Origin of the sequence: Shouchella miscanthi (assembly GCF_007725405.1) — a bacterium.
GTDB classification, from domain to species: Bacteria; Bacillota; Bacilli; order Bacillales; family Bacillaceae_D; genus Shouchella; species Shouchella hunanensis.
Genome location: NZ_CP042163.1, coordinates 2,694,418 through 2,716,370 on the forward strand (window position 1 = coordinate 2,694,418; position 21,953 = coordinate 2,716,370).

Here is a 21,953-nt window from a genome sequence, read left to right on the forward strand (position 1 = left end):
CCTAGCTATTGACGTTCAACAACCATTAACGGCTGCCCGTATTCTACTAGTTCTCCATTTTCAGCAACAATCTCGACGATTTTCCCTTTTGCTTCAGATACAATTGGATTCATTAATTTCATCGCTTCTACGATACAAACAACCGTATCTTCATCAACTGTATCGCCTTCTTGTACGTATGGATCTGCGTCCGGTGAAGGAGCTGCGTAAAACGTTCCCACCATTGGAGAGGTAACCGTAATAAGGTTTTTGTTTTCCTGAACCGGTTCAGCAGCTGGCTCTGTTTTTGGAGCCTCTTGTACTTGTGTAGGTGCTTGATTCGTTGTTGTAGCTGGTGCAACAGCTTGTACAGTTTGTTCACTCACTTGGGTCGCTACTTGCTTTTTCAATGATAGTTTCACATTCTCTTGTTCTAACTCAAGCTCATTTACGGAAGATTGATGTAATGCATCTATTAAGGTTTTAATTTCTTCTACTTTTAACACAATAAAACAACTCCTTATGATTGACAATTCTTCTTAGAAACTTCGTCTACTTTATAGACTTCTCGATAAAACTCTAGAATCCTCTATGTATGCTTATCTTTGTAAACAAAGAGGAAAGAGGGTTTCCCCTCTTTACTCAGCTGGTTCTGTTGGGTTCGATACCTCTGTTTTATATTGGCGAAACACAGGAAACTCAGACAAGTTATCAGGGATTTTCCCATTTTCTAACAAAATAATTTTGACGACGTTTTTATTTCTCGCCATGTGAAACTTATCACCGTATTCATTTTCTTGAGTGTACTGCTTTAAGTTTGTATAGTCTTCTTCTTGAATGGAGACACGAAACGAGTCGCCATCCTCATCTTGGACTTCTTCAGAAAAGCCTACTTCGAATTCAACGATTTGTATATGATCGTTTTTAATGTTTCTGGTTTGCTCAAGGACAGCCTTTGCCCCTTCTGTTAATTCGGACCAATCCATTACAATCTCTCCTTGTTTCATTCTACATTGCTGTATTATACCATGGGTGAGGATGGATTGCATTCTGAATCTAAAAAGAGGACTTGAATTGCTTCAAGCCCTCTGTTTCTATTATTCTCCGTGCTTTACATAAACTTGGTCTTGATCCGTCAAACTTAACTCTTCACGAGCAAGTGACATAATGGCTAGCGCTTCAGTTTTTGAAAGCGCGTCTGCTTGAACCAGTATCTCAATTTTATTATCTCCCGTTTGAACAAGTGCATCTGAGTAGCCAATTTCCTTAATTAATTCCTCTAATTGCTCTTCCACATCTGTCACAGCTAGTACTTCAAGCGCACGATCATTCGCAGCAACTTTTTCTTCTGCTGTTGTTTCTGAACTTGCAGCTTCACGACTAACCTCTTCTGCTTCTTTTAATCGAACTTCTTCACGCTTTAAACGAGCCTCAGTCATCGTATCGCTGCCAGATACTTGGCTTAACAACTCCTCATTTGCATCTTCTTCGTTCAGCCCGTCCAGTACTTGTTCAGCTTCTTCTAGTAGATTATTTGACGTTGCTTCCTCACCAGAATCATTTAACACATAGTACGTTCCTAATACGAGCATTAGAGATAACATTGTTAGTAGCCATACTGTTTGTTTTTTCAAGACCATTTTTATTCCTCCTCGATTTTTCTAGGTAATACCGATACGCGATGGGGGGCGACATCCAATAAGCGTGTAACCGCTTCTACAACAAATGCTTTTACTTGAATGTTTTCCACTCCTTCCGCCACAACAAGAACGCCCGCAACGGAGGGTTTTTCTGTTGAGCTCACTAAAGGCTCTTCTTTATCGCCATTACGGATAATGACAACAGACTCTTCTTCTTGAACATCTTCTACTTGGCGTGTCCCACCTTCTCGATCGGTTTCTGAAGTTGTTTGTTTACCTATGCGCACATTCTTTTCATACACATGTCGTTCAGATTCCGCTAAATTAACGGTTACGGATACTGCATTCACTCCAACAATTTCCGTTAATAGATCTCTTAACTCGTTTTCGTAGCGCATTTCATAATCTTCCATCGAGTTCCTCTCAGCTTCTTTTGCAAATACTGGTGTTGCGTCCTCTTCTTCTGGGGCTACAGCAGGGAGATCCTCTTGAGCTGGTTGATACAGTTGACCTAAAAGCATGAAGAGTACGCCAATACCGCCTAAGAGCAACAGATACCTGGGCGAAATGTTCCGTTTTTTTTTATCCGGCTGCTTCGGTAACCATTTCTTAAACCAGTCTGTATCTTTTGCTTCATTATTCAATTCACCCATCCCCCTTCCTCTTTTAGCGTTATGACTGAACTCGGCACTCCCCAAATGTCCGCTAACATCGAAATCACATCTTGCTCCTCATAAGAAACCGCATCTTCCTTAGATTCGGTTTCGCCAATCATAATTGAAACTGGCTCTACCTCATCTGTCCGAGATGTGCTTGTACGTTCTTCTTCTTGATAAGGAACAACAACTACTTCAATCTGTGTGAATTCTCCGTTGTTATCTTGAATGATGGAAAGGTCCGTGACCATGAGGTCTTCTTCTTTTTTCAAGTCTCCATTTGCTTGGTCTTTTAATTGGACAGCCACTTGTTCAGATGTATATGCATCAAAGAACCGTTCTATATCTTTTTTTTGCGAATTTATTTCTTCTTCTACATTTATTTCCTCTGAAGTCGTTTGCTGTATGACTTCATTTAGCCATTCATCTGGATCTTCGTAGAATATGTTCAGAACTGGTTGGAGCAAAAAAAGGAGTAAAAGTAAACTCATTGTGATTTTTACGTAGTTCTTTAATTTGGTGTTCGGTAAAGCCATTTCCAATACAACCGCTAGAAGAATAATGATAACGATCGATGTTATCCATTCGTTTATATACGTCATGCTCTTCCCCTTTCATCGCATCATGAAGGCAATATTGCTTGCAGCAACCATAATCGTGATTGCTAAGAAAAACATAAAGCCGATTAACGCCATTGCAGCAAATATATACAAAACAGCTTTGCCAATGATGGCTAAGCAATCAATAATTGCGCCATTTCCAAGAGGTTGTAGCACGGCAGCGGAAAGTTGGAAAATCAATGCAATGGAAAGAACCTTTAAAGCTGGAAACGCACAAATCGCCAGCAGCATAATTAAACCGCTCATGCCGATTGTATTTTTCAGTAATAAGGATGCGCTCATAACCGTGTCCGTTGCGTCTGTAAACATCCGTCCAACAACCGGGATGAAGTTGCCTGCAATAAATTTTGCGGCTCGGAGTGTGAGACCATCTGCAGCTGCTGCTGTTGTGCCTTGAACAGACACAGCGCCTAGAAAGACCGTCATAAATACGCCGAGCAAGCCTAGCGATAGCACTCGAAAGAGATTCGATAAGCGCGTCACTTTGTAATCGTCTGTAAACGTACTCACGATTCCAAGAACAGCAGAGATAAACAACATTGGCAATACGAATGTTTTGACTAAGATACCACTCGTATGCACTAAAAATATGATAACCGGATGAAAAAGTGCTGAACTCGATAGCCCACCGAGAGAAGCCATTAATGCGAGCAACATTGGCAAGAGCGCTATTGAAAAGTGAATCATAGCGTCAATCGCTTCAATGGCATAAGTCATCGCACTATGAAAGCCATTCATTGCAATCATACACAGTACAAGGAGCGTAACCGCATACGCTGTTTTACTTACCGTGTGCTGCTCAAACGCACTTTGAAACGACTGTAAAATGTATGAAAAGATGGTTAAAAGCAAGATCATACCAAGCAATTTCCCATTTAAAACAAGTTCATGAAGCAAATATTTAATGAAGCCGATAAACCATTCTTTAACATCAAACGTTTTCTCACCAGTTAAAAAATCAGTTAGAGAACCTTTCTGACTCTCTGGCAAAAAACCGCCGTATTCATCAACGATTTCATTCCAGAAAACTTGTATCTCATCCATTTTCAGAATATCAATCTGTTCCTCTACTAAGTCATGAAGGGCTTGTGTTGGGTCCTCTTCTTCCGCAGAAACCCTTTCAACGTTAAAGGTGATAAAGAGCATAAGCATGGTGGCAACAAAAACCAGTTTACCTTTCATTTATGCTTGTCCTCCTTACGATGGGAGTAAAGCGAGAATCATTTCAATCACTGCTTTAATGATTGGAATCGCGAGGACAAGAATAAAAATTTTCCCTGCTAATTCAATTTTACTCGCTATAGCCGCTTGACCAGCATCCCGTGAAATTTGAGCACCAAATTCTGCTATATAGGCAATCCCAATTATTTTTAAAATCGTTTGTAAATAAACTGTGTGAATATTTGCTTGTACAGCTAAATCATTAATTAATTGAATAACACTGGCTATCTCGTCGAGTAAAAATAGGAAAATGAGTGAGCCGACAAACAGCGTTAGCAAAAATGCAAAAACAGGCTTTTGCTCTTTCACAATTAAAGCTAAGAACGTGGCGATAAGACCCAAACCAACAATTTGTATAATTTCAATCGCCGATCCCCTCCACTTCTAAGCTTGGAATAAGAAAACGCTTCTTATTTTTTGAAACAAATCATCTACAATGGTTGCAACCATATAGAGAACAACAACAAAACCAATTAACGTCACCCAATGGGCCCAGTCTTCTTTCCCCATTTGTTTAAGAACTGTATGCAACATCGCTACAATAATGCCGATCCCTGCTATTTGAAAAATGGTATTTACATCATAGGCCACGTTACTGTTCCTCCTTTTCACTTGCACTACATCATTAGAATGATAATTAATAAACCTGCTAACACGCCTAATGTTTTGTACATTTTTTCATACCTTGCTTGAAGACCTCTTGCTTCTTCTTCATCTCTTTCTAAATGAGTTTGCGTTAATTTCAACTGCTTTTGCTGATGGTTTCTATCCATTGTCCCGATAGTCGCACCAAATTGAAGCAAGACTTCCTTTTCTTTTTCTTTCAAAGATAGGGATTTCCATGTCTCCTCAATGGCCGCTTCCCATGCTTCATTGGCAGTAGCTTTTCGTTCGGTTAGCTTTAGTGAAAAAGATGCAAATAACGCGGCAACAGGGCCATTTAGTTGCTTGGAAATATTAATGGATGCCTTTGCTAAAGGTGTTTGTCCATATACGATCTCTGCTTCAAGAGATTGTAGTGCTGACCGCAACTGCCGGATATGCTGCGGACGTTCTTTAAGAAGTCGTGCCTGATAAAATCCGTAAGCTGTCGTACAGCAAACAATAAGAAGCGCTCCTAGCCATCTCATCGTTGATAAACCAATGAAGGAATGCGTATTTTGCTAACGGCACCTGGATATGGTGTTCGTCCAACTTCAATAACACGATCAAACGCTTGCTCTTTAAGAAGTTGTTTAAAGATTGGCCGTTTCGCTATCTCTTCAAATGAGTACCCATGAGCAGTTGCCATGATGACAACTCCAGCATGTCTCGCTTCAAGAATGGCTTGAGCATCTTCTTCTCTTCCAATTTCGTCGACGATCATCACTTGCGGAGACATGGAGCGAATCATCATCATCATACCTTCTGCCTTTGGGCAACCATCTAATACATCTGTTCGTGAACCTAAGTCGTGTTGGGGTGTACCATTCATACAACCAGCTATTTCTGAACGTTCATCCACAACCGCTACTTTACTCGCCGGAATGGTTGCTGTTCCTGTACTAACATTTCTGGCTAGATCACGTAATAATGTTGTTTTTCCTGTTTGTGGGGCGCCAATAATTAATGTATTGCGCCAACCGTTTTTTCCGTCATAAAGCTCAGCCACAAGCTTATTTGATACACCTAGCTTTTGTTTTGCAACTCGAATATTAAAAGAACGAATAGGACGAATCGTTTTTACTTTTCCATTATCCAAAATCGTTTTTCCAGCTAACCCTACCCGGTGCCCGCCTTCAATAGTGATATAACCCTTTTGAAGCTCCTCTTCAAATGCGTATAGCGAGTACGCACTAAGTTGATTTAGAAACATATTTGCATCTTCTTCTGTAAAGAAAGTGGAAGAAAATAACGTCTTATTCGAAAACAAGCATTCCACCGTCTGATTAATACGTAAGCGGATCTCTTCTATACTTTTGTTCGTTTTCATCGCTTGTGTAACATAAGCCTCCACGTGTTGAGGCAGCAAGTTCAAAATTGACTGCATTAGCTTCTACCTCTCTTACTTGGATTTTCTAGACATAGAACGCTTTGCACGTTTTGTATTACGTTATGTAAAAGTAGACAAGTTAAGAACCAACCTACACAACAAAAAAAACGATCTCCTTTGTTAGGAAACCGTTTTGTTATCTAAATCTGCATACAACACTTGCTGAAGCGGGAGCAAACGCTTCAGTAATTTTCGTTGCTGAATCACTTGGCCGTCCGTCCTCAGATGAACAAGATGTTCAGGTAGTTGAATATGGGTACAGGAGCGAACATGATCTCTTACCAACATTTGAATAATAGCGTGGTGAGCGTCTGTTCCTTCTGTTGTAATAATCGTGATTGATGGCTGGTGATCGCTCTTAAGACCACGGAATAAGCGTTTCAAATGGAGATAAGGCGTTTTTTTAGCCGGAATAATAAACACTAAATGTGTCGCTCGGTTTTGATTAAGATCATGAACTGACATCGTTTCAAGGGAATAAGCATTGATAAAGGGATAAGTCATTTGTAAATAAGCTGTTAAACCGTCTGCTTTTTTAGATTGACCGTTAATAACGGAAACATTCATTTAAACACCCCTTATTCTTATTAATTTAATCGGGATTAAGATACTACTAGTTTACGTCATTCAAAGGGATAGTGCAACACCGTTTTGATTAAATTATTCGGCACCATCCTTTATTTCTTGCTATACTGGGACATAATGCATAAAAGTGAGTGTTGACTAGTGAATAATTTGCCTTTAATTGAAAGAAACATCGTTCTCGTTGGATTTATGGGTGTAGGGAAGACAACGGTTGGACGTTTACTTGCCCAAAAGCTTTATCGAGATTTTATTGATATTGATGCAGAAATTGAGCATGCGCAAGGGATGTCTATTCCCGATTTATTCCGGAAACATGGAGAACCATATTTTCGCGAAATAGAAAAAGAACACGTGCTTCATGCTAGCGCTTCAAGAATGAAAGTCATCTCTCTAGGCGGTGGTGCGTTTACACAAGAAGCAATTCGCAACTACTGTTTAAAACATTGCCTGGTTATCTTTTTGGACATTCGTTTTGATTCTTGGAAAGATCGCATTCATATGCTCACCGGTAACCGTCCCATTTTAGAAGGAAAATCAGTAGAAGAATTAGAAGACCTTTACACATCAAGACAACAAGCCTATGCACTAAATCATTCACAAATGACTACAGACTCGTTAACAGCAGATGAAATCGCAAGCTATTTAAAAGAGTCATTAATTACTGCATATGAATTAGAAAAATAAAAGCCGCCGCAATCGTTAAGATTGCGACGGCTTTTCTATTTCAACTTTAACCCTACTACGCTCTTGATACATAAGAAGAGTTTCTCGTATCAATAATAAGCTTATCTCCTTGGTTAACAAAGAAAGGCACTTGAACAGTTAAACCCGTTTCCACTGTAGCCGGCTTTGTGCCACCTGAAGCTGTATCGCCTTTAATTCCCGGTTCTGTTTCAGTCACTTCTAACGTCACCGTGTTCGGTACTTCTACGCCTAAAGTTTCACTTGCAAATGTAATAACATGTACTTCCATGTTTTCTTTCAAAAACTTCAGTTCATGTTCAATTTGCTTTGTTGGAAGCTCTAGCTGCTCATACGTTTCATTATCCATAAACGTATGCATATCGCCACTTTCATACAAGTACTGCATACGGCGATTTTCAATGTGCGCTTTCGCTACTTTTTCTCCAGCGCGAAACGTCCGTTCTTGGACAGCACCAGTACGCAAGTTACGCAATTTTGACCGTACAAATGCAGCTCCTTTACCTGGTTTTACGTGTTGAAACTCCATCACTTGCCAGATACCATTATCTACTTCAATCGTTAAACCTGTTTTAAAATCATTAACTGATATCATTCTATATCCTCCAATTAAACACTCTTATTCCCAATAGTTACTATACCACAGCTTCACGAGTGTGTCTCCGCCTTTTCCGATTCCTTTTTTAAAGGATAATAAGTTCTTTTGAGGAATAATTTAATCGTTCATTTCCCGTTTCCGTAATTAAAATATCATCTTCAATTCGTGTTCCGCCAACACCAGGAATATAAATACCCGGTTCTACCGTTACGACCATGCCTGGCTGTAACGGCACATCTGATGCCATTGATAAACCAGGCGCTTCATGTACTTCCATTCCTAAACCATGACCTGTAGAATGTCCGAAATAGTCCCCGTATCCTTTTTCTTTAATATAATCACGCGTTAGCGCATCTGCTTCTTTGCCAGTCATCCCTGGTTTTATGCCATCAATCCCAAGTTGCTGTGCCACACGAACCGTTTCGTAAATCGTTTTCAACTCATCGGAGATGTTACCAACGGCGAGTGTACGTGTAATATCAGAGCAATACCCTTCATAATAAGCGCCAAAATCTAACGTAACTAGCTCGCCACTTTCAATGGTTTTTTCAGAGGCAACACCATGTGGTAAAGCAGATCGTACACCTGAAGCGACGATAATATCAAAAGACGACGAGACAGCACCTTGTTTGCGCATAAAAAACTCTAGTTCATTTGAAACGTCAATTTCTTTGATCCCTGGTTTAATAAACGTTTGAATGTGCGCGTACGCTTTTTCGGCAATATCAGCGGCTTTTTTCATCGTTTGTATCTCTTCTGGCGTTTTGATAAGGCGGAGCGGTTCCACCATTTGATTGATTGCAACGAGGGTTGCACCTGTTAACGTTTGCTCCAATTGTTCATATTCTGCATATGTAAGTTTTGTTTTTTCAAATCCTAATTTCTTAATGCCTAAAGAACTTGATTGAACAGCAATTTCGTTCATGAGCGTCCCAGCTTGTTTCACAATTTGAAAACCATGAACTTGTTCTTCCGCTTGTTCCACATAACGAAAGTCAGTGATGAATCGTGCATCCGTTTCAGTAAGGAGCACTGCACCTGCTGTACCTGTAAATCCAGTAACGTAACGACGATTAATCGGACTCATGATTAAAAACCCATCCACGTCATGGTCCCGTAATTTCTTTTGCAAAGACTGAATAATAGTCATGCGACTCCCTCATTTCTAAATGGTTAATAAGAGAATTGTAGCACAACTTCATTCAGCTTTAAATGAATCTTCCTTTGACATCGGTTCATTTTGTTCAGCATACTCATAAGAAATGGAATAGCCGATGAATAATCCATACAAAATAAAGAGACAAAGTGTTGTCACAATCGTGTTTAATGAATAGCTTTGAACAGGTTTGAGATCAACAATAAACGGGTTAAGTATATAAAATACAATGACCCAAAGCAAAACACCAAATCCTACACCTGGCCACATGCTATTCACTTTTTGTAACGTCCACTTATAGAAAAAGGCGATGCCTATTGAGAGAATGGCAATGACAGCAATGCCAACGAGTTGACCAGTGTGACCTAGCTTCCAGTCTCCTAAAGCCCACGGCAGTAAGACAAAGGACGGACCAACTTCTGTTAAATGAAAATAGTAGCTACTATAGCCTATAAACGACCAAATTAAACCGCCAAAAAAACCAATAAGAACGACTTTCATTGGAAATCCCATTTGTTTCGTGTCAATGATTTCTTGATCCATTTTATTCATACGATCAACACCTCCACTAGTAGGATGTCCTTAAAAAAACAAAAACATGACTTTTTTTAACAGGATACCTCTTATTTTTAAAAAAACTGTCGAAATAGAAATGTATCATGCACTTGATTGCGTTGTGTCATTCACTTTATACTGTAAGTAGAAGAACGTGATCGATTGTTCATGTCCATTTAGGAAGGGGATTGTTATGAAGAAACTCTTTATGATTTTAGTGCCGATTATTTGTATACTGGCTTTTATCCAAATTCTTTCAAACATTCCTTACTTTTTAAGCGCCATTGGGGGTATGGCTCTTTTTGCTGGTATGATTTATCTCGGTTACCGGTTTTACTTATCCAAGCGATATGGCGTTCCGTTTAAAGGCCGAACATCAAAAGGACCGAACCGATCACAAATACGAAAAGCACAGCGAACAAGCACCGTAAAGCCTCAAACAAAAAAACCATTCTCTCCTTCTGTTAAGCAAAGAGAATTAAATCAAAAACAGTTAAAAAAAGTTCCAAAGCGTCGATCTTCTCCTCATTTAACGGTTATCGAAGGAAAGAATACGAAAAAGAAGAAAAAAGCGTAACTATGGTTTTTTCTTCTTTTTTATCCGCTCCAACTTGTTAAAAATTGTGCCGTTTTCTCCTTACCTAATCTAATCATCTTCTGTTTTTCTTCATCAGTTAAATCAAAATCAGTTGCTTTAATATGTTCAACCGGTATAAATACAATATTGCGCGCATGATCCTGACTTATGTAACGTGCGTCATGTGCATGCGTCATTGTCTCAAAAATCGCTTTATACAAATCAAAAGCATTGTGCACTTGATTAATAGGACGTTCCCCTTCTTTAGGGGATAATTGAAATCCAATGACTGGCCTTTTATAACCACCTCGCACACCATCTTTGAAAACCCACATCGGAAAATTACTTAATAAACCGCCATCCACAATATAGGAAGGCTTGTTCCCAACAGCTTGATTTTTTAATTTAACCGGTTCAAAAAAATAAGGAATGCTACAACTCATTCGTACAGCAGTCGCCACACTAAATCGGTTTGGGTCTAATCCGTACTTCGGTAAATCATCTGGAATGACCACCATTTGACCTCTTGTGACATCTGATACAACGACTCGTAACGAACTCGGGGCTAAGTCACTAAACGTTCTGACTCCTTTTTGTTCTAATTGTTCTTTAATCCACTCTTCTAATTTATCCCCTTTATAGAGACCCATTCGGAAATAGAGGTTTAACCATTTCGTAATTTTAAAAGGCATAACCGCAAGACGTTCATCTCGAAATGTTGCTACATCAAGAGAATTTAACATCGTGAAAATGTCTTTACTTGAATAACCGGCCATTAGAAATGCCGCCACAATTGAACCGGCACTTGTACCTGCAATGCGTTCAAATAAAAGCCCTCTCCTTTCCGCTTCATCAATGGCTCCAACAAAGGCAAAAGCTTTCACCCCACCACCAGCAAAGACAGCATCGACCTTCAATACGATCCCCCCTTTTACTTTAACTGTATGAGCAAAAGGGGTTGACTCATTTCTTATCAACCAAAAAGCAATGAAAACAAAAAAGATGCAAGGCATTGTTAACCCTTGCATCTCCCTTAAAAACCCTATTAATCAGCTTGATCGTTTCGTTTCTGAATATCCCTTAATGTTTCCAGTCTACTTTCTTTTTCTTGAAAGTACTGAACTAAATCACCGATTCGATCGATCGCATCCCAGCTAATATGATGCTCAATCCCTTCAACATCTTGATAGATATGATCTTCATTCACACCAATAATTTTCATGAAATCTTCCAACAGTTCATGTCTGTAGACTAACCGCTTTCCAATTTTATTTCCTTTTGCTGTTAGCATCAAACCTCTATATCGTTCATAAACAAGATAATCGCTTTTGTCTAGCTTTTGTACCATTTTCGTTACCGAAGAAGGGTGGACTTCAAGTGCTTCTGCAATATCAGATACACGGGCATAGCCTTTTTCTTCAATCAACATATAAATACGTTCTAAATAATCTTCCATGCTCGGTGTTGGCATAGAATCCCCCCAATCCAAAGCGGACATAAATCCATTCACTCTTATCTTACTATAAAATGGGAGGAAGAACCAAGGAGATTAAGTGAAGTATTCAATTTTCGCTTGTGGGAAAAAGCGATCAATATAGTCAGTTAACGTATTACGCAGCTCACCGGCTTGTTCATCTTGGTAGACATATTTCCCTCTACCGTAGCGTCCCCACTTGTATTTGCGTTCTTCCTCTTCCATTTCAAGCTTTGATTTCGGATAGCGTTTTTGAATAATTCGCTTTGCCGTTTTTGTAAACCGGTGCTGAATCATTTCAAACGTGAGGTCTTTTTTGGCATAAGCAGGTAAAATCGCTTCTAGTCGCTCAAACAATTCGAGATAGCCTTCTTCCCAACCTTCATGCCAAATAATTGGCGCAACGATAAACCCTAATGGATAATCCGCTTTCGCTACTTTTCCTGCTGCTTCTATTCGTTCTAAAAAAGTAGATGTCCCCGGCTCGAAGTATTTAATGACATGTGCCGCATTAACGCTAAAACGGAAACGAGTATTCCCGTTATGCTTGGCATCAAGTAAATGGTCAACATGATGATATTTTGTAACAAACCGTAAACGAGCGTGATCGCGCTCACCCATAAACTCAATTGTCTTCTTTAAAGAGTGGGTTAAATGATCGATGCCAACAATATCAGATGTACAAGCCGCTTCAAATCGAGTTGCTTCTGGGGCTCGTTCTTTAATGTATCGATCAGCAGATTCATAAATATCTTCTAAATTTACATATGTGCGAATATATGGCTTATCTCCAAGAGTCGTCTGCAAATAACAGTAATGACAGTGACCCATACAGCCAGTCGCTAAAGGAATCGCATATTCTGCTGAAGGCTTTGATGTATCAAATTTTAACGTCTTACGAACACCAATAACGAGTGTAGATTTAGCATTTCGGTATTTTTGATTATCATTCTTTCCTGGAATATTCCGCACTTGGTTGTGAGAGGTTGTTTCTCTAATTTCAACGCCCTCTTTTTTAAACTTTTCATATAGCTGTTTTCCTAACGGATAGTCAAGAGCACGTGGCTCAATATATACTAGCTGAGGATAAAAGGGTCTCACGCTCAACTTCCTTTCCTACTTTGATACTACTATCGTGCTTAAAAATCAAAATTTCATACAAAGGTTTTTGAACGTTATTGACAAATTGTTAAGGATTACGGAAAATAATAAGGTAAATACGATAAAAAAAGCGAGGGCATCTTAATGACATACGTTCTCTATAACGATTCAATTCTTGATGAAAATGACGTGGCAATTTCTTATAAAGATCGTGGCTATCATTTTGGGGATGGCGTCTATGAAGTCATTCGCGTTTATAACGGCCAATACTTCACCCTTGATGAACATTTAACTCGACTTTATGAAAGTGCAAAAAAAATTGAGTTAGAAATTCCTCATTCATTTGAAGCATTTAAAACACTGCTACACGATTACAAAGAAACATTAAAAACGGAAAACGGCTCGATTTATGTGCAAATTACCCGAGGTGCTAGTGACCGCAATCATTTGTATACGAAAGAAGAAAAGCCGGTTATCCTTGGCTTTGAAGTAAAAGGAAAAAGTGTGGACACTAAGCAAGAACAAGGTGTCGCTGCTTATGTAACAGAGGATGTACGCTGGCTTCGATGTGATATTAAGTCATTGAATTTACTTGGAAATGTTATGGCTAAACGAAAAGCGTTTGATCATGATTGTGAGGAAGCCATTCTCTATCGTGAATCAGGTGTAACGGAAGGATCATCTTCCAATTTATTTTTAGTTAATAATGAGACTCTTTATACCCATCCAGCTAACAACCTCATATTGAACGGGATTACACGGCAAGAGATTTTAGCGATTGCAAAAGAACTCAAAATTGGGGTTATTGAGGAACCATTCCCTAAAGAAGTACTCCTGCACGCAGACGAAGCATTTATTACCAGCACTTCACTAGAGATCGTGCCTGTTCATACGTTTAAAGGTGATATTGAAGCGACTATTTCTGTTGGTACTGTAACGAAAAAGCTTCAGCAAGCATTAAAAGAACATGTACAAAAGAAAACAAACGCATCCGTTTAGGATAGCGTTTGTTTTTTGTAGGCAGACTCATCAATTTCCTGCAAGAAACGAGACGGCGCTCCTACAGAAAACAGCGCAAGCTCATGCATCGCTCGTGTACATGCTGTGTACAAATGAAACCGTTCTTGCTCCGTATGAAACTGCTGGTCCGACGCATTAAAAACAAGAACGGAATCAAATTCTATTCCTTTTGCTAAATAAATTGGTAGCACTACAATCCCCGTATCGTATTCATGATGATCCTCTGTAACAAGCTGAATCGTTAGCCATTCACTTAACGTCGCATGGGCTTTTTTCGCTTCTTCAGCTGTTTTTGTTAAGATTGCAATGGTTTGATACCCTTCGTCTTGTGACGCTTCAATGAACTCTACCATAGGCTTAATGACGGTTACTTGATTGGCCGCCTGAACAATGGTCGGCTGTTTTCCGTCTCGATCAAATGGCTCCACTTTCTTCGGCTCTGGCAATAGTTCACGGCTAAACGACATAATCGGTTTTGTCGATCGATAACTCTTTTTAAATTCAATGTACGTGGATTCTTTAGGAAGACCTATTCCAGCTAATAATTCTGCAGCCGTACCGAACTGATGGTTTAAGGATTGCGAATAATCCCCAACGATTGTAAAACGGGCACGCGGATATAACATCTGCAAATACATTAATTGAAACGACGAATAATCTTGAGCTTCATCAATAAACACATGTTTAATTGATCGGTCTACTTGCAACCCTTTTAATTGATCCAACAAGTATAAATAAGGTGTGGCGTCTTCATAGGGCATTCGTCCTTCGCCAAGCTCGTGGACGGTAAACAAAGCTACTTCTGAAAACCCATCAATCTTCTTATGACGATCCGAAAGTAGAAATTGTTCGTACATTGCATCACTATCTAAAAACGAAAACGACCGCACAAGTCGCTGTAATGGCTTAAATGCTGCTTTAGCAATCCGTTTTGCCAGCAATTTTTCTTGTTGCTCTTCAAGATCAAATGTATCGCTATTTAATTGCTTCCCGTCTACTTGATGGTAAGTCTGCATTAATGTCTCTTTATCGGCAAGCTCTCGTTCTTGTTCCACCCAATCACTGGAGCGCTCTTTACCTTCTTGCTTAGCAAGCTCCTTTAACAGCCACTCAGCCGTAAGTTTTAAGCGGTTTTGAAGCGTAATGGAATGGTCTAAGCAGTAAAAGTACGTTTGAATATCTGTTTTTTTCACAATCGTACTGCCTTTAAAGCGTAGGTCTTTAAACAAAACACCGTCAATTTCAAGTTCAGCCAAATAATCGTCCAAATAGTGTTTGAATAAAGGGCTCGATTTTAATTCAATACTACGTTTCCGTGTACGATAACGCTCTGTTGTCTCATTTGAGAGCATAAACTCCAACTGTTCAAAATGATTCTCGACTTCAAATTTTTTCCCTAACCGTTTATATAAGTAACCTTTTAAAGTTTGCTGAGTCATATTTTCTTCACCTAATTCCGGAAGCACAGTCGAAACATAGTTTGAAAACAACTCATTTGGAGAAAACAATATCAACTGCTGCGCATCCAGCTGCTCTCGGTGTCGAAATAATAGATAGGCGGCTCGCTGCATTGCAACAGACGTTTTACCGCTACCAGCTACTCCTTGCACAATTAAAAAGCGGTTTTTTTCATTTCGTATCGCTTTATTCTGCTCTTTTTGAATGGTAGATACAATGGTTTTCATGGAAGTGGACGCTTGATCACTTAGCGCATCCTTTAATCGTTCATCTCCAATCGCAAGAGAGGTATCAAACATCGCTTTCAGCTGACCTCTGCGAAACACATATTGCCGCTTCCCAACTAAGTCAGCCTCTATCTTACCAGCAGGCGCATTGTAGGAAACTGGTCCAATCTCTGCGTCATAATACACACTTGAAATTGGCGCTCGCCAATCATAGATAAGAAACTCTTCTTCCGACTCGTTCATTAATGAGGCTAACCCAATATAAATAGGATCTTCTTGCTTCTGTCCTTCTTCTTTTAAATCAATCCGTCCGAAATAAGGGGCGTTAGCGAGTCTACGTAGCGTCTTCATTTGCTTTTTCATAACATCGCTGCTACGCTCTCGCTCATGTAAAAGCTCTGCTTGCTGACGGATACTAGAGATTGTTTCTTCAGCATCCTCCGTATTGGAAAAATTCATTGTTACATTATCCCAAAAGGTTTCTTTTATTTCTTTTTCATCTTCGTGCACACCTTCAAGCTGTTGCTTTAATAGCGTTTGTTTTGTACGAATAAAGGCATGAATAAATGCCGCACGTTCATATTCATATTGCAAAAAAACACGTCCCTCCAGCAAACTCCTTTTAACCGTATCGTCTATAGTAGCACAAACAATTTTTCCTCTTCAAGGTTTTCATCTCTTATAATTCCACTCGTCGTTTTCATACCGATCTTTTGCAAGCTGCTGGACTTCCTTTTCTTCCTCCGCTGTTAACGTATAAGGTTCAAGGATAATCCCTAGTCCTTTTTCAAATCCGCTTTTAAATGCATGAACAGCTTCTTGCATAGAAACAGGCTTTTCCCTTAACTCATTAATGGCTACAGCTTTTTTTAAAAATTGCTGCTGCATTCGTTCTCGCAATCGGTTCGAGCGATAATGAAACAAATCGAACAGCTTGTCGACGTCAAAATCGAATACGATTGAGCCATGCTGTAAAATGACCCCTTTTTGTCTCGTTTGAGCGCTTCCAGCAATTTTTCTACCTTCTACAACAAGTTCATACCAAGACGGTGCATCAAAACAAACAGAAGAACGAGGGTTTTTTAACGCTTCCTTTTCTTGCTTACTTTCAGGAACAGCAAAGTAAGCAGAGAGCCCTAACTCTTTAAACCCTTCAAGTAGACCGGTAGAAATGACACGATACGCTTCTGTTACAGATGCAGGCATAGCGGGATGCTGCTCTGAAACGATAACACTATACGTTAATTCATGCTCATGAAGTACACCTCTCCCTCCTGTGGGACGACGTACAAAACCTAACTCTTTTTCTTTTACTTTTTCCATATTGATTTCTTTTTCTAACTGTTGAAAGTAGCCAATGGATAGCGTCGCGGGATTCCAACCATAAAACCGAATGGTTGGGGGAATGGCACCGCTACTATGCCAATTTAATAACGCTTCATCTAAAGCCATATTGTAAGAGGGTGTTTTGTTTCCGGAATAAATAAATCTCCAAATTTCAGTCAACTAAATCGCTTCCTTCTTGTTGTTGTTTTCGTTTTGCCATACTTACGATTGAAAAACCTACGCCCTATCGATATAATAAAGAAAGATGAAACATTGAAGGGGAGTTCGCTAGAATTATGGAATTACAGACTATTATTCTTATTGTGCTTACAGTTGCATTACTTACATTTATCGTTGTCCGGTTACGTACACCAAACTATTTAAAAACACTATCTCAAGATGAGTTTATTAAAGGCTACCGAAAAGCGCAACTTATAGATGTTCGTGAGACCCGTGAATTCGACGGCGGCCACATTTTAGGCGCACGAAATATTCCAATGTCTCAGCTTCGTCAGCGACAAAACGAAATTCGCAAAGATCAACCTGTGTATATTTACTGTCAATCAGGGGCTCGAAGCAAACAAGCAGCAAAACTTATTAAAAAGAAACGAGGAGCCGAAGATATTTCTCATCTAAAAGGCGGCTTCCGAAAATGGACAGGTAAAGTAAAAAAGAAAAAATAAACGAAAAGCAGCTGTTGTGCACAGCTGCTTTTCTTTGTTTCTAACTACGAATGCACCGTTTCTCCATGCCGTTCATATTTTAAAATCGGTTTTCTAGCTGCCAACGTTTCATCAAGTCGGCTCACAACGGTGTGGTGTGGTGCTTCCTGAACCACTTCAGGTGTTTTTTCTGTTTCCTCAGCAATTTGAATCATTGCGTCTATAAATGCATCAAGGGTTTCTTTTGATTCTGTCTCTGTTGGCTCAATCATCATGCATTCTTCAACATTTAACGGAAAGTAAATGGTTGGTGGATGGTAGCCAAAATCAAGCAATCGTTTTGCTATATCAAGCGTACGAACACCCAGTTTCTTTTGTCGTCTTCCAGATAGCACAAACTCATGTTTACAGTGCTGTGTATACGGTAAATCATAAAAAGGTGCTAATCGTCTCATCATATAGTTTGCGTTTAAAACGGCGTATTCAGATACGAGCCTTAATCCTTCTGCTCCCATTGTGCGAATATAGGTATATGCCCGTAAATTAATGCCGTAGTTTCCGTAGTAAGGCTTCACACGACCAATAGACTGGGGACGATGATAATCGAATTCATATTGATCTGCTTTTTTCACTAGAACCGGTTTTGGTAAAAACGGCAACAAATCTTTTTTCACACCAACAGGACCTGAACCTGGTCCACCGCCTCCGTGAGGACCAGTAAATGTTTTATGCAAATTTAAGTGAACGACATCAAAACCCATATCTCCTGGACGAGTAATTCCTAAAATCGCATTTGAATTCGCACCATCATAATAAAGCTTCCCACCTGCTTCATGAATGATTGCCGCCATTTCAACGATATCTGCTTCAAACAATCCGAGAGTATTCGGGTTTGTTAGCATTAACGCTGCCGTTTCTTCATTAACAACTTCACGTAAATGATCCAAATCAACAAGACCAAACTCATTTGTTCTGACTGTTACCGAATCAAATCCTGCTACTGTTGCTGATGCCGGGTTTGTACCATGAGCAGAGTCAGGCACAATGACTTTCGTCCGTTTAAAGTCTCCGTTCGCCTCATGATACGCACGAATCATCATTAGTCCTGTCCACTCACCATGAGCACCGGCTGCTGGCTGAAGAGTGACTTCATCCATACCTGTAATTTCTGCTAGTGACGTTTGAAGCTGATACAACATCTTAAGAGAACCTTGAACTTGATATGCTGGCTGGTAAGGGTGTACGTTGCTTAGTCCAGATATTCTTGCGACATCTTCATTCACTTTCGGATTGTATTTCATTGTACACGAGCCTAGCGGGTAGAATCCTGAGTCTACACCGTGATTTCGTCTCGATAAAGCAGTATAGTGCCGCATAATTTGTAGTTCTGATACTTGAGGTAACTCAGGTTCTCGCTCACGCAAAAACGCTTCCGGAATAAGAGAACTCATATCTTCTTCAATAATGTCGAGTTCTGGTAAACTATGTCCGAGTCGCCCTTCTTTGCTTTCTTCAAAGATTAGTGCCATTCCTCCGTTTTGTACTGTCATGCGAACGCCCCCAGTTCTTTTGCAAAGTGATCCAACTCTTCTTTTGAACGTAGCTCTGTCACACAAATGAGCATTTGATTTTCACGAGTATCATCGACTTCAGCCAAATTAAATCCGCCAATAATCCCTCTTTTGAAAAGCTCTTTGTTTACAAGTTCAACCGATTGATTCAGTTCGACTACAAATTCATTAAACGTTGCTCCATAAGCTTGAATAGCGACGCCTTGTTGCTGGAGCTGTTTCTTTAAATAGTTTGTTTTTTGTACATTTTGTGTGGCCATTTCTTTTACGCCTTTTTTCCCAATAGCTGTCATAGCTACAGAGGCAGCTAACGCGTTTAATGCTTGATTAGAACAAATATTTGACGTTGCTTTGTCACGACGGATGTGCTGCTCACGGGCTTGCAACGTTAACACAAAGCCTCGATGGCCATTTTCATCAACCGTTTGACCAACAAGACGTCCTGGCACTTTACGCATTAATTTTTTTGTTGTTGCAAAATACCCACAATGCGGACCGCCAAATTGCGTCGGTATACCGAATGGTTGAGCATCGCCAATAACAATATCTGCCCCGAATTCACCAGGGGGCTTTAATAAACCGAGTGCAAGCGGATTACTTGAAACAACAAATTGCGCTTTTGTTGAATGAGTGATTTCCTCAATATCGGCTAACGGCTCTAAACTTCCAAAGAAATTCGGATGTTGAACAATGACACAGGCCACATCATGATCATGAAGCTGCTTCAAAGCTTCTACATCCGTTACACCGTCTTTTGTATCAATTTCTTTTACTTCTAAATTTTGTCCATATGCGTTTGTTCGCAGTACGTCTCTTGCTTCTGGATGAACCGACTTTGATACTAGAATCGTTTTCTTTTTCGTATGCCCTGCTGAGAGCATTGCCGCTTCTGCTAAAGCGGTTGGTCCATCATACATAGATGAATTGGCTAAATCCATTCCCGTTAACTCACAAATCATCGTTTGAAATTCAAAGATCGCTTGTAGCTCACCTTGTGAAATTTCTGGTTGATAAGGCGTATACGCTGTATAAAATTCAGATCGAGAAATGACGTGATCAACGATAGAAGGAATATAATGTTCATAAACACCGGCACCTAAGTACGATGGAAATTCTTTAATGGATGTATTCTCTCTAGCAAGTTGCTGAAAAAACGAAAGCAACTCTGGCTCTTTTAACGCCCGTTCAATTGCTAATGTCCGATTAAAGCGTGTATCCTCTGGTATATCTGATAACAAATCTTCAATTGATTGAACACCAATTGCCTGTAGCATCTCTTGTTTATCTTCTTCAGTCATTGGTAGATAACGATGTGCTTCCATTCAAAATTCCTCCTATTATCTTAAACACCACGTTTATAAAATGGCGTTTTCACTACTTTGGCTGCAATGTTTTTACCTCGAATATGAACGGTAACTTCTGTATCTAATGCGGAAAAGCTGGCATCCATTAATACGAGTCCAACATTTTTCCCTAGAGTCGGTGATTGAGTGCCAGACGTTACAACCCCTACCTTCTTATCATCTTTATACACCTCGTATCCATGTCTAGGAATGCCTCTTCCAATCATTTCAATTCCGACTAGCTTTCGAGCTGGGCCTTCCGTTTTTTGTGCTTTTAATGCATCTTGACCAATAAACGAAGTCGCTTTATCTACTTTAACTGCAAAGCCGATGCCAGCCTCAATAGGGGAAATTTCACGATTAAGTTCTTGACCGTATAGTGCCAATTTTGCTTCAAATCGCAACGTATCTCTGGCTCCTAATCCACATGGAAGCAAGCCATACGGTTCTCCTGCTTTTAAAATGTTGTTCCAAAGCGCTGGCGCATCATTACTGGATACATACAGTTCAAAACCATCTTCTCCTGTATAACCTGTTCTTGAAAGAAACGTCGGTACAGTCCCAAGGGATACACCTTCTTTGAAACGAAATGGTTTGATGCTCCCTATAGTCGTCTCCGTAAGTGTTTGTAAAATGTACATTGCTTTAGGTCCTTGTACAGCAAGTAGCGCCGTTTCTTTCGACACATTGTTCAAACGTACATTGCCTTGAATGTGCTCTTGAATCCAAGCAATATCCGATTCAATATTGGCAGCATTTAGAACAAGTAAATACGCATGTTCTGAGCGACGATAAACAATTAAATCATCCACTGTCCCACCGTTTTCTGTGCACATTGCATGATACTGGGCCTGACCATCTTCCATTTTTGAAAGATCATTTGTCAAAAGTCTTTGTAAATTAGCTAGTGCATCTGGTCCCTCTACTTCTAATTCACCCATATGTGATACATCAAATAGTCCAGCTGCTTCGCGAACCGCAACGTGCTCTGCTTTAATTCCACTAAACGAAACGGGCATTTCCCATCCACCGAAATCAACTGTTTTCGCAAGATTTTGATATTCTTCAAATAAAGGTGTTCGTTGTAACGTCATATGTACCCTCCTCTAAGTTCTTGACCGATAAAAAAGGACAGAGCAAACACATCTGTGTCTGCTCTGTCCTTTGAACCAGAAAGTTTCATTCAGATTTATCTATTCTGAATTGTCTTCGTAGGTGGCTTGCTCATCAAGCTCTCTCCAGAGATGCGTCCAGTAAAAGTCTTCTTTGCCTGAGAGATTCACATTTGTTTGCTCCTTCGGCGCTATGCTAATGAATCACATAGTCTCTCCCTTTACTATCATCCGCTTTATTCAATTCATTTACCGTTTAAAAAGCTGGAATTCGTACATACTAAAAAGAGTCTGTTAACACTTCTAATCCTACCAACGGACAAATAAATAAGCAACAG

General features: G+C 39.8%; 26 protein-coding genes and 1 riboswitch. Of the genes, 4 read left to right on the plus strand and 22 right to left on the minus strand.

Features of this window, described 5'->3' with window-relative positions; all coding sequences use genetic code 11:
• Positions 1-5: 5 nt before the first annotated feature.
• The 11 genes from accB to FPV17_RS13620 all read right to left on the minus strand — a co-directional run bounded on the left by accB (position 6) and on the right by FPV17_RS13620 (position 6,715).
• Positions 6-485, minus strand: coding sequence for an acetyl-CoA carboxylase biotin carboxyl carrier protein (gene accB, locus FPV17_RS13570; protein WP_035395765.1), 480 nt, complete (start codon positions 483-485; stop codon positions 6-8).
• A 132-nt stretch (positions 486-617) separates the two neighbouring features.
• Positions 618-965, minus strand: coding sequence for a hypothetical protein (locus tag FPV17_RS13575; protein ID WP_035395762.1), 348 nt, complete (start codon positions 963-965; stop codon positions 618-620).
• Positions 966-1,076: 111 nt separating this feature from the next.
• Entirely contained in the window at positions 1,077-1,619 is a 543-nt protein-coding gene (locus FPV17_RS13580) for a SpoIIIAH-like family protein (RefSeq protein ID WP_035395759.1), read from the minus strand.
• A gap of 2 nt (positions 1,620-1,621) precedes the next feature.
• Positions 1,622-2,272 (minus strand): stage III sporulation protein AG, encoded by a 651-nt coding sequence (spoIIIAG, locus tag FPV17_RS13585; protein WP_060703914.1) that lies wholly within the window; start codon positions 2,270-2,272, stop codon positions 1,622-1,624.
• Positions 2,260-2,877, minus strand: a complete 618-nt coding sequence (gene spoIIIAF / locus FPV17_RS13590; protein ID WP_035395756.1) for a stage III sporulation protein AF — start codon at positions 2,875-2,877, stop codon at positions 2,260-2,262. The genes spoIIIAG and spoIIIAF overlap by 13 nt, the downstream gene beginning before the upstream one ends.
• A 12-nt stretch (positions 2,878-2,889) precedes the next feature.
• Positions 2,890-4,077, minus strand: a complete 1,188-nt coding sequence (gene spoIIIAE, locus FPV17_RS13595) for a stage III sporulation protein AE (protein WP_035395753.1) — start codon at positions 4,075-4,077, stop codon at positions 2,890-2,892.
• A gap of 15 nt (positions 4,078-4,092) precedes the next feature.
• Positions 4,093-4,482 (minus strand): stage III sporulation protein AD, encoded by a 390-nt coding sequence (gene spoIIIAD / locus FPV17_RS13600; RefSeq protein WP_035395846.1) that lies wholly within the window; start codon positions 4,480-4,482, stop codon positions 4,093-4,095.
• An 18-nt stretch (positions 4,483-4,500) separates the two neighbouring features.
• Entirely contained in the window at positions 4,501-4,707 is a 207-nt protein-coding gene (gene spoIIIAC / locus FPV17_RS13605) for a stage III sporulation protein AC (RefSeq protein WP_038481281.1), read from the minus strand.
• A 26-nt stretch (positions 4,708-4,733) separates the two neighbouring features.
• Entirely contained in the window at positions 4,734-5,246 is a 513-nt protein-coding gene (gene spoIIIAB, locus FPV17_RS13610) for a stage III sporulation protein SpoIIIAB (protein ID WP_035395751.1), read from the minus strand.
• Positions 5,243-6,145, minus strand: a complete 903-nt coding sequence (spoIIIAA, locus tag FPV17_RS13615; RefSeq protein ID WP_144559252.1) for a stage III sporulation protein AA — start codon at positions 6,143-6,145, stop codon at positions 5,243-5,245. Before spoIIIAA ends, spoIIIAB begins: the two co-directional genes overlap by 4 nt.
• Before the next feature lie 123 nt (positions 6,146-6,268).
• Positions 6,269-6,715, minus strand: coding sequence for a hypothetical protein (locus tag FPV17_RS13620; protein WP_035395746.1), 447 nt, complete (start codon positions 6,713-6,715; stop codon positions 6,269-6,271).
• A gap of 159 nt (positions 6,716-6,874) precedes the next feature.
• On the opposite strand from FPV17_RS13620, the gene FPV17_RS13625 reads away from it, so the two are divergent.
• The gene (locus tag FPV17_RS13625; RefSeq protein WP_035395743.1) at positions 6,875-7,417 is read left to right on the plus strand and encodes a shikimate kinase; all 543 of its coding nucleotides are present in this window, start codon (positions 6,875-6,877) and stop codon (positions 7,415-7,417) included.
• Between the two features lie 55 nt (positions 7,418-7,472).
• Here the strand turns inward: FPV17_RS13625 and efp are convergent, their stop codons facing one another.
• The 3 genes from efp to FPV17_RS13640 all read right to left on the minus strand — a co-directional run bounded on the left by efp (position 7,473) and on the right by FPV17_RS13640 (position 9,741).
• Entirely contained in the window at positions 7,473-8,030 is a 558-nt protein-coding gene (efp, locus tag FPV17_RS13630) for an elongation factor P (RefSeq protein ID WP_035395740.1), read from the minus strand.
• An 88-nt stretch (positions 8,031-8,118) separates the two neighbouring features.
• Entirely contained in the window at positions 8,119-9,183 is a 1,065-nt protein-coding gene (locus FPV17_RS13635) for a M24 family metallopeptidase (protein WP_035395737.1), read from the minus strand.
• A gap of 48 nt (positions 9,184-9,231) precedes the next feature.
• A complete protein-coding gene (locus FPV17_RS13640; RefSeq protein WP_246117039.1) occupies positions 9,232-9,741 on the minus strand; it encodes a YqhR family membrane protein in 510 nt (169 codons plus the stop codon).
• A 196-nt stretch (positions 9,742-9,937) separates the two neighbouring features.
• Here FPV17_RS13640 and FPV17_RS13645 point away from each other — a divergent pair, with 196 nt between their 5' ends.
• The gene (locus tag FPV17_RS13645) at positions 9,938-10,321 is read left to right on the plus strand and encodes a hypothetical protein (protein WP_144559253.1); all 384 of its coding nucleotides are present in this window, start codon (positions 9,938-9,940) and stop codon (positions 10,319-10,321) included.
• Positions 10,322-10,341: 20 nt separating this feature from the next.
• Here FPV17_RS13645 and FPV17_RS13650 read toward each other — a convergent pair whose 3' ends face one another.
• From FPV17_RS13650 to splB, 3 genes are all read right to left on the minus strand, one after another.
• Positions 10,342-11,238 carry a patatin-like phospholipase family protein gene (locus FPV17_RS13650; protein WP_144559254.1) on the minus strand — a complete coding sequence of 299 codons (897 nt, stop codon included), beginning with the start codon at positions 11,236-11,238 and terminating at the stop codon, positions 10,342-10,344.
• A 128-nt stretch (positions 11,239-11,366) separates the two neighbouring features.
• The gene (mntR, locus tag FPV17_RS13655) at positions 11,367-11,792 is read right to left on the minus strand and encodes a transcriptional regulator MntR (protein ID WP_035395733.1); all 426 of its coding nucleotides are present in this window, start codon (positions 11,790-11,792) and stop codon (positions 11,367-11,369) included.
• Positions 11,793-11,870: 78 nt separating this feature from the next.
• A complete protein-coding gene (gene splB / locus FPV17_RS13660) occupies positions 11,871-12,896 on the minus strand; it encodes a spore photoproduct lyase (RefSeq protein WP_035395731.1) in 1,026 nt (341 codons plus the stop codon).
• Positions 12,897-13,040: 144 nt separating this feature from the next.
• On the opposite strand from splB, the gene dat reads away from it, so the two are divergent.
• Positions 13,041-13,895, plus strand: a complete 855-nt coding sequence (dat, locus tag FPV17_RS13665; protein WP_035395729.1) for a D-amino-acid transaminase — start codon at positions 13,041-13,043, stop codon at positions 13,893-13,895.
• Here the strand turns inward: dat and helD are convergent.
• Both helD and lipM read right to left on the minus strand, forming a co-directional pair.
• Positions 13,892-16,195, minus strand: coding sequence for an RNA polymerase recycling motor HelD (gene helD / locus FPV17_RS13670; protein ID WP_144559255.1), 2,304 nt, complete (start codon positions 16,193-16,195; stop codon positions 13,892-13,894). The two genes, dat and helD, sit on opposite strands and share 4 nt — an antisense overlap.
• A gap of 78 nt (positions 16,196-16,273) precedes the next feature.
• The gene (gene lipM, locus FPV17_RS13675) at positions 16,274-17,107 is read right to left on the minus strand and encodes an octanoyltransferase LipM (protein WP_508609591.1); all 834 of its coding nucleotides are present in this window, start codon (positions 17,105-17,107) and stop codon (positions 16,274-16,276) included.
• A 116-nt stretch (positions 17,108-17,223) separates the two neighbouring features.
• Here lipM and FPV17_RS13680 point away from each other — a divergent pair, with 116 nt between their 5' ends.
• The gene (locus tag FPV17_RS13680) at positions 17,224-17,610 is read left to right on the plus strand and encodes a rhodanese-like domain-containing protein (protein WP_035395727.1); all 387 of its coding nucleotides are present in this window, start codon (positions 17,224-17,226) and stop codon (positions 17,608-17,610) included.
• A gap of 44 nt (positions 17,611-17,654) precedes the next feature.
• Here FPV17_RS13680 and gcvPB read toward each other — a convergent pair whose 3' ends face one another.
• The 3 genes from gcvPB to gcvT are packed head-to-tail and all read right to left on the minus strand — an operon-like array spanning position 17,655 to position 21,597.
• On the minus strand, positions 17,655-19,139 hold the full coding sequence (gene gcvPB / locus FPV17_RS13685) for an aminomethyl-transferring glycine dehydrogenase subunit GcvPB (protein ID WP_144559256.1): 1,485 nt from the start codon (positions 19,137-19,139) through the stop codon (positions 17,655-17,657).
• Positions 19,136-20,482: an aminomethyl-transferring glycine dehydrogenase subunit GcvPA gene (gcvPA, locus tag FPV17_RS13690; protein WP_144559257.1), complete on the minus strand. Its 1,347-nt coding sequence runs from the start codon at positions 20,480-20,482 to the stop codon at positions 19,136-19,138. The genes gcvPB and gcvPA overlap by 4 nt, the downstream gene beginning before the upstream one ends.
• 20 nt (positions 20,483-20,502) lie before the next feature.
• Positions 20,503-21,597: a glycine cleavage system aminomethyltransferase GcvT gene (gcvT, locus tag FPV17_RS13695; protein WP_144559258.1), complete on the minus strand. Its 1,095-nt coding sequence runs from the start codon at positions 21,595-21,597 to the stop codon at positions 20,503-20,505.
• 153 nt (positions 21,598-21,750) lie between these two features.
• Positions 21,751-21,846: riboswitch (glycine riboswitch) on the minus strand.
• Positions 21,847-21,953 lie beyond the last annotated feature (107 nt).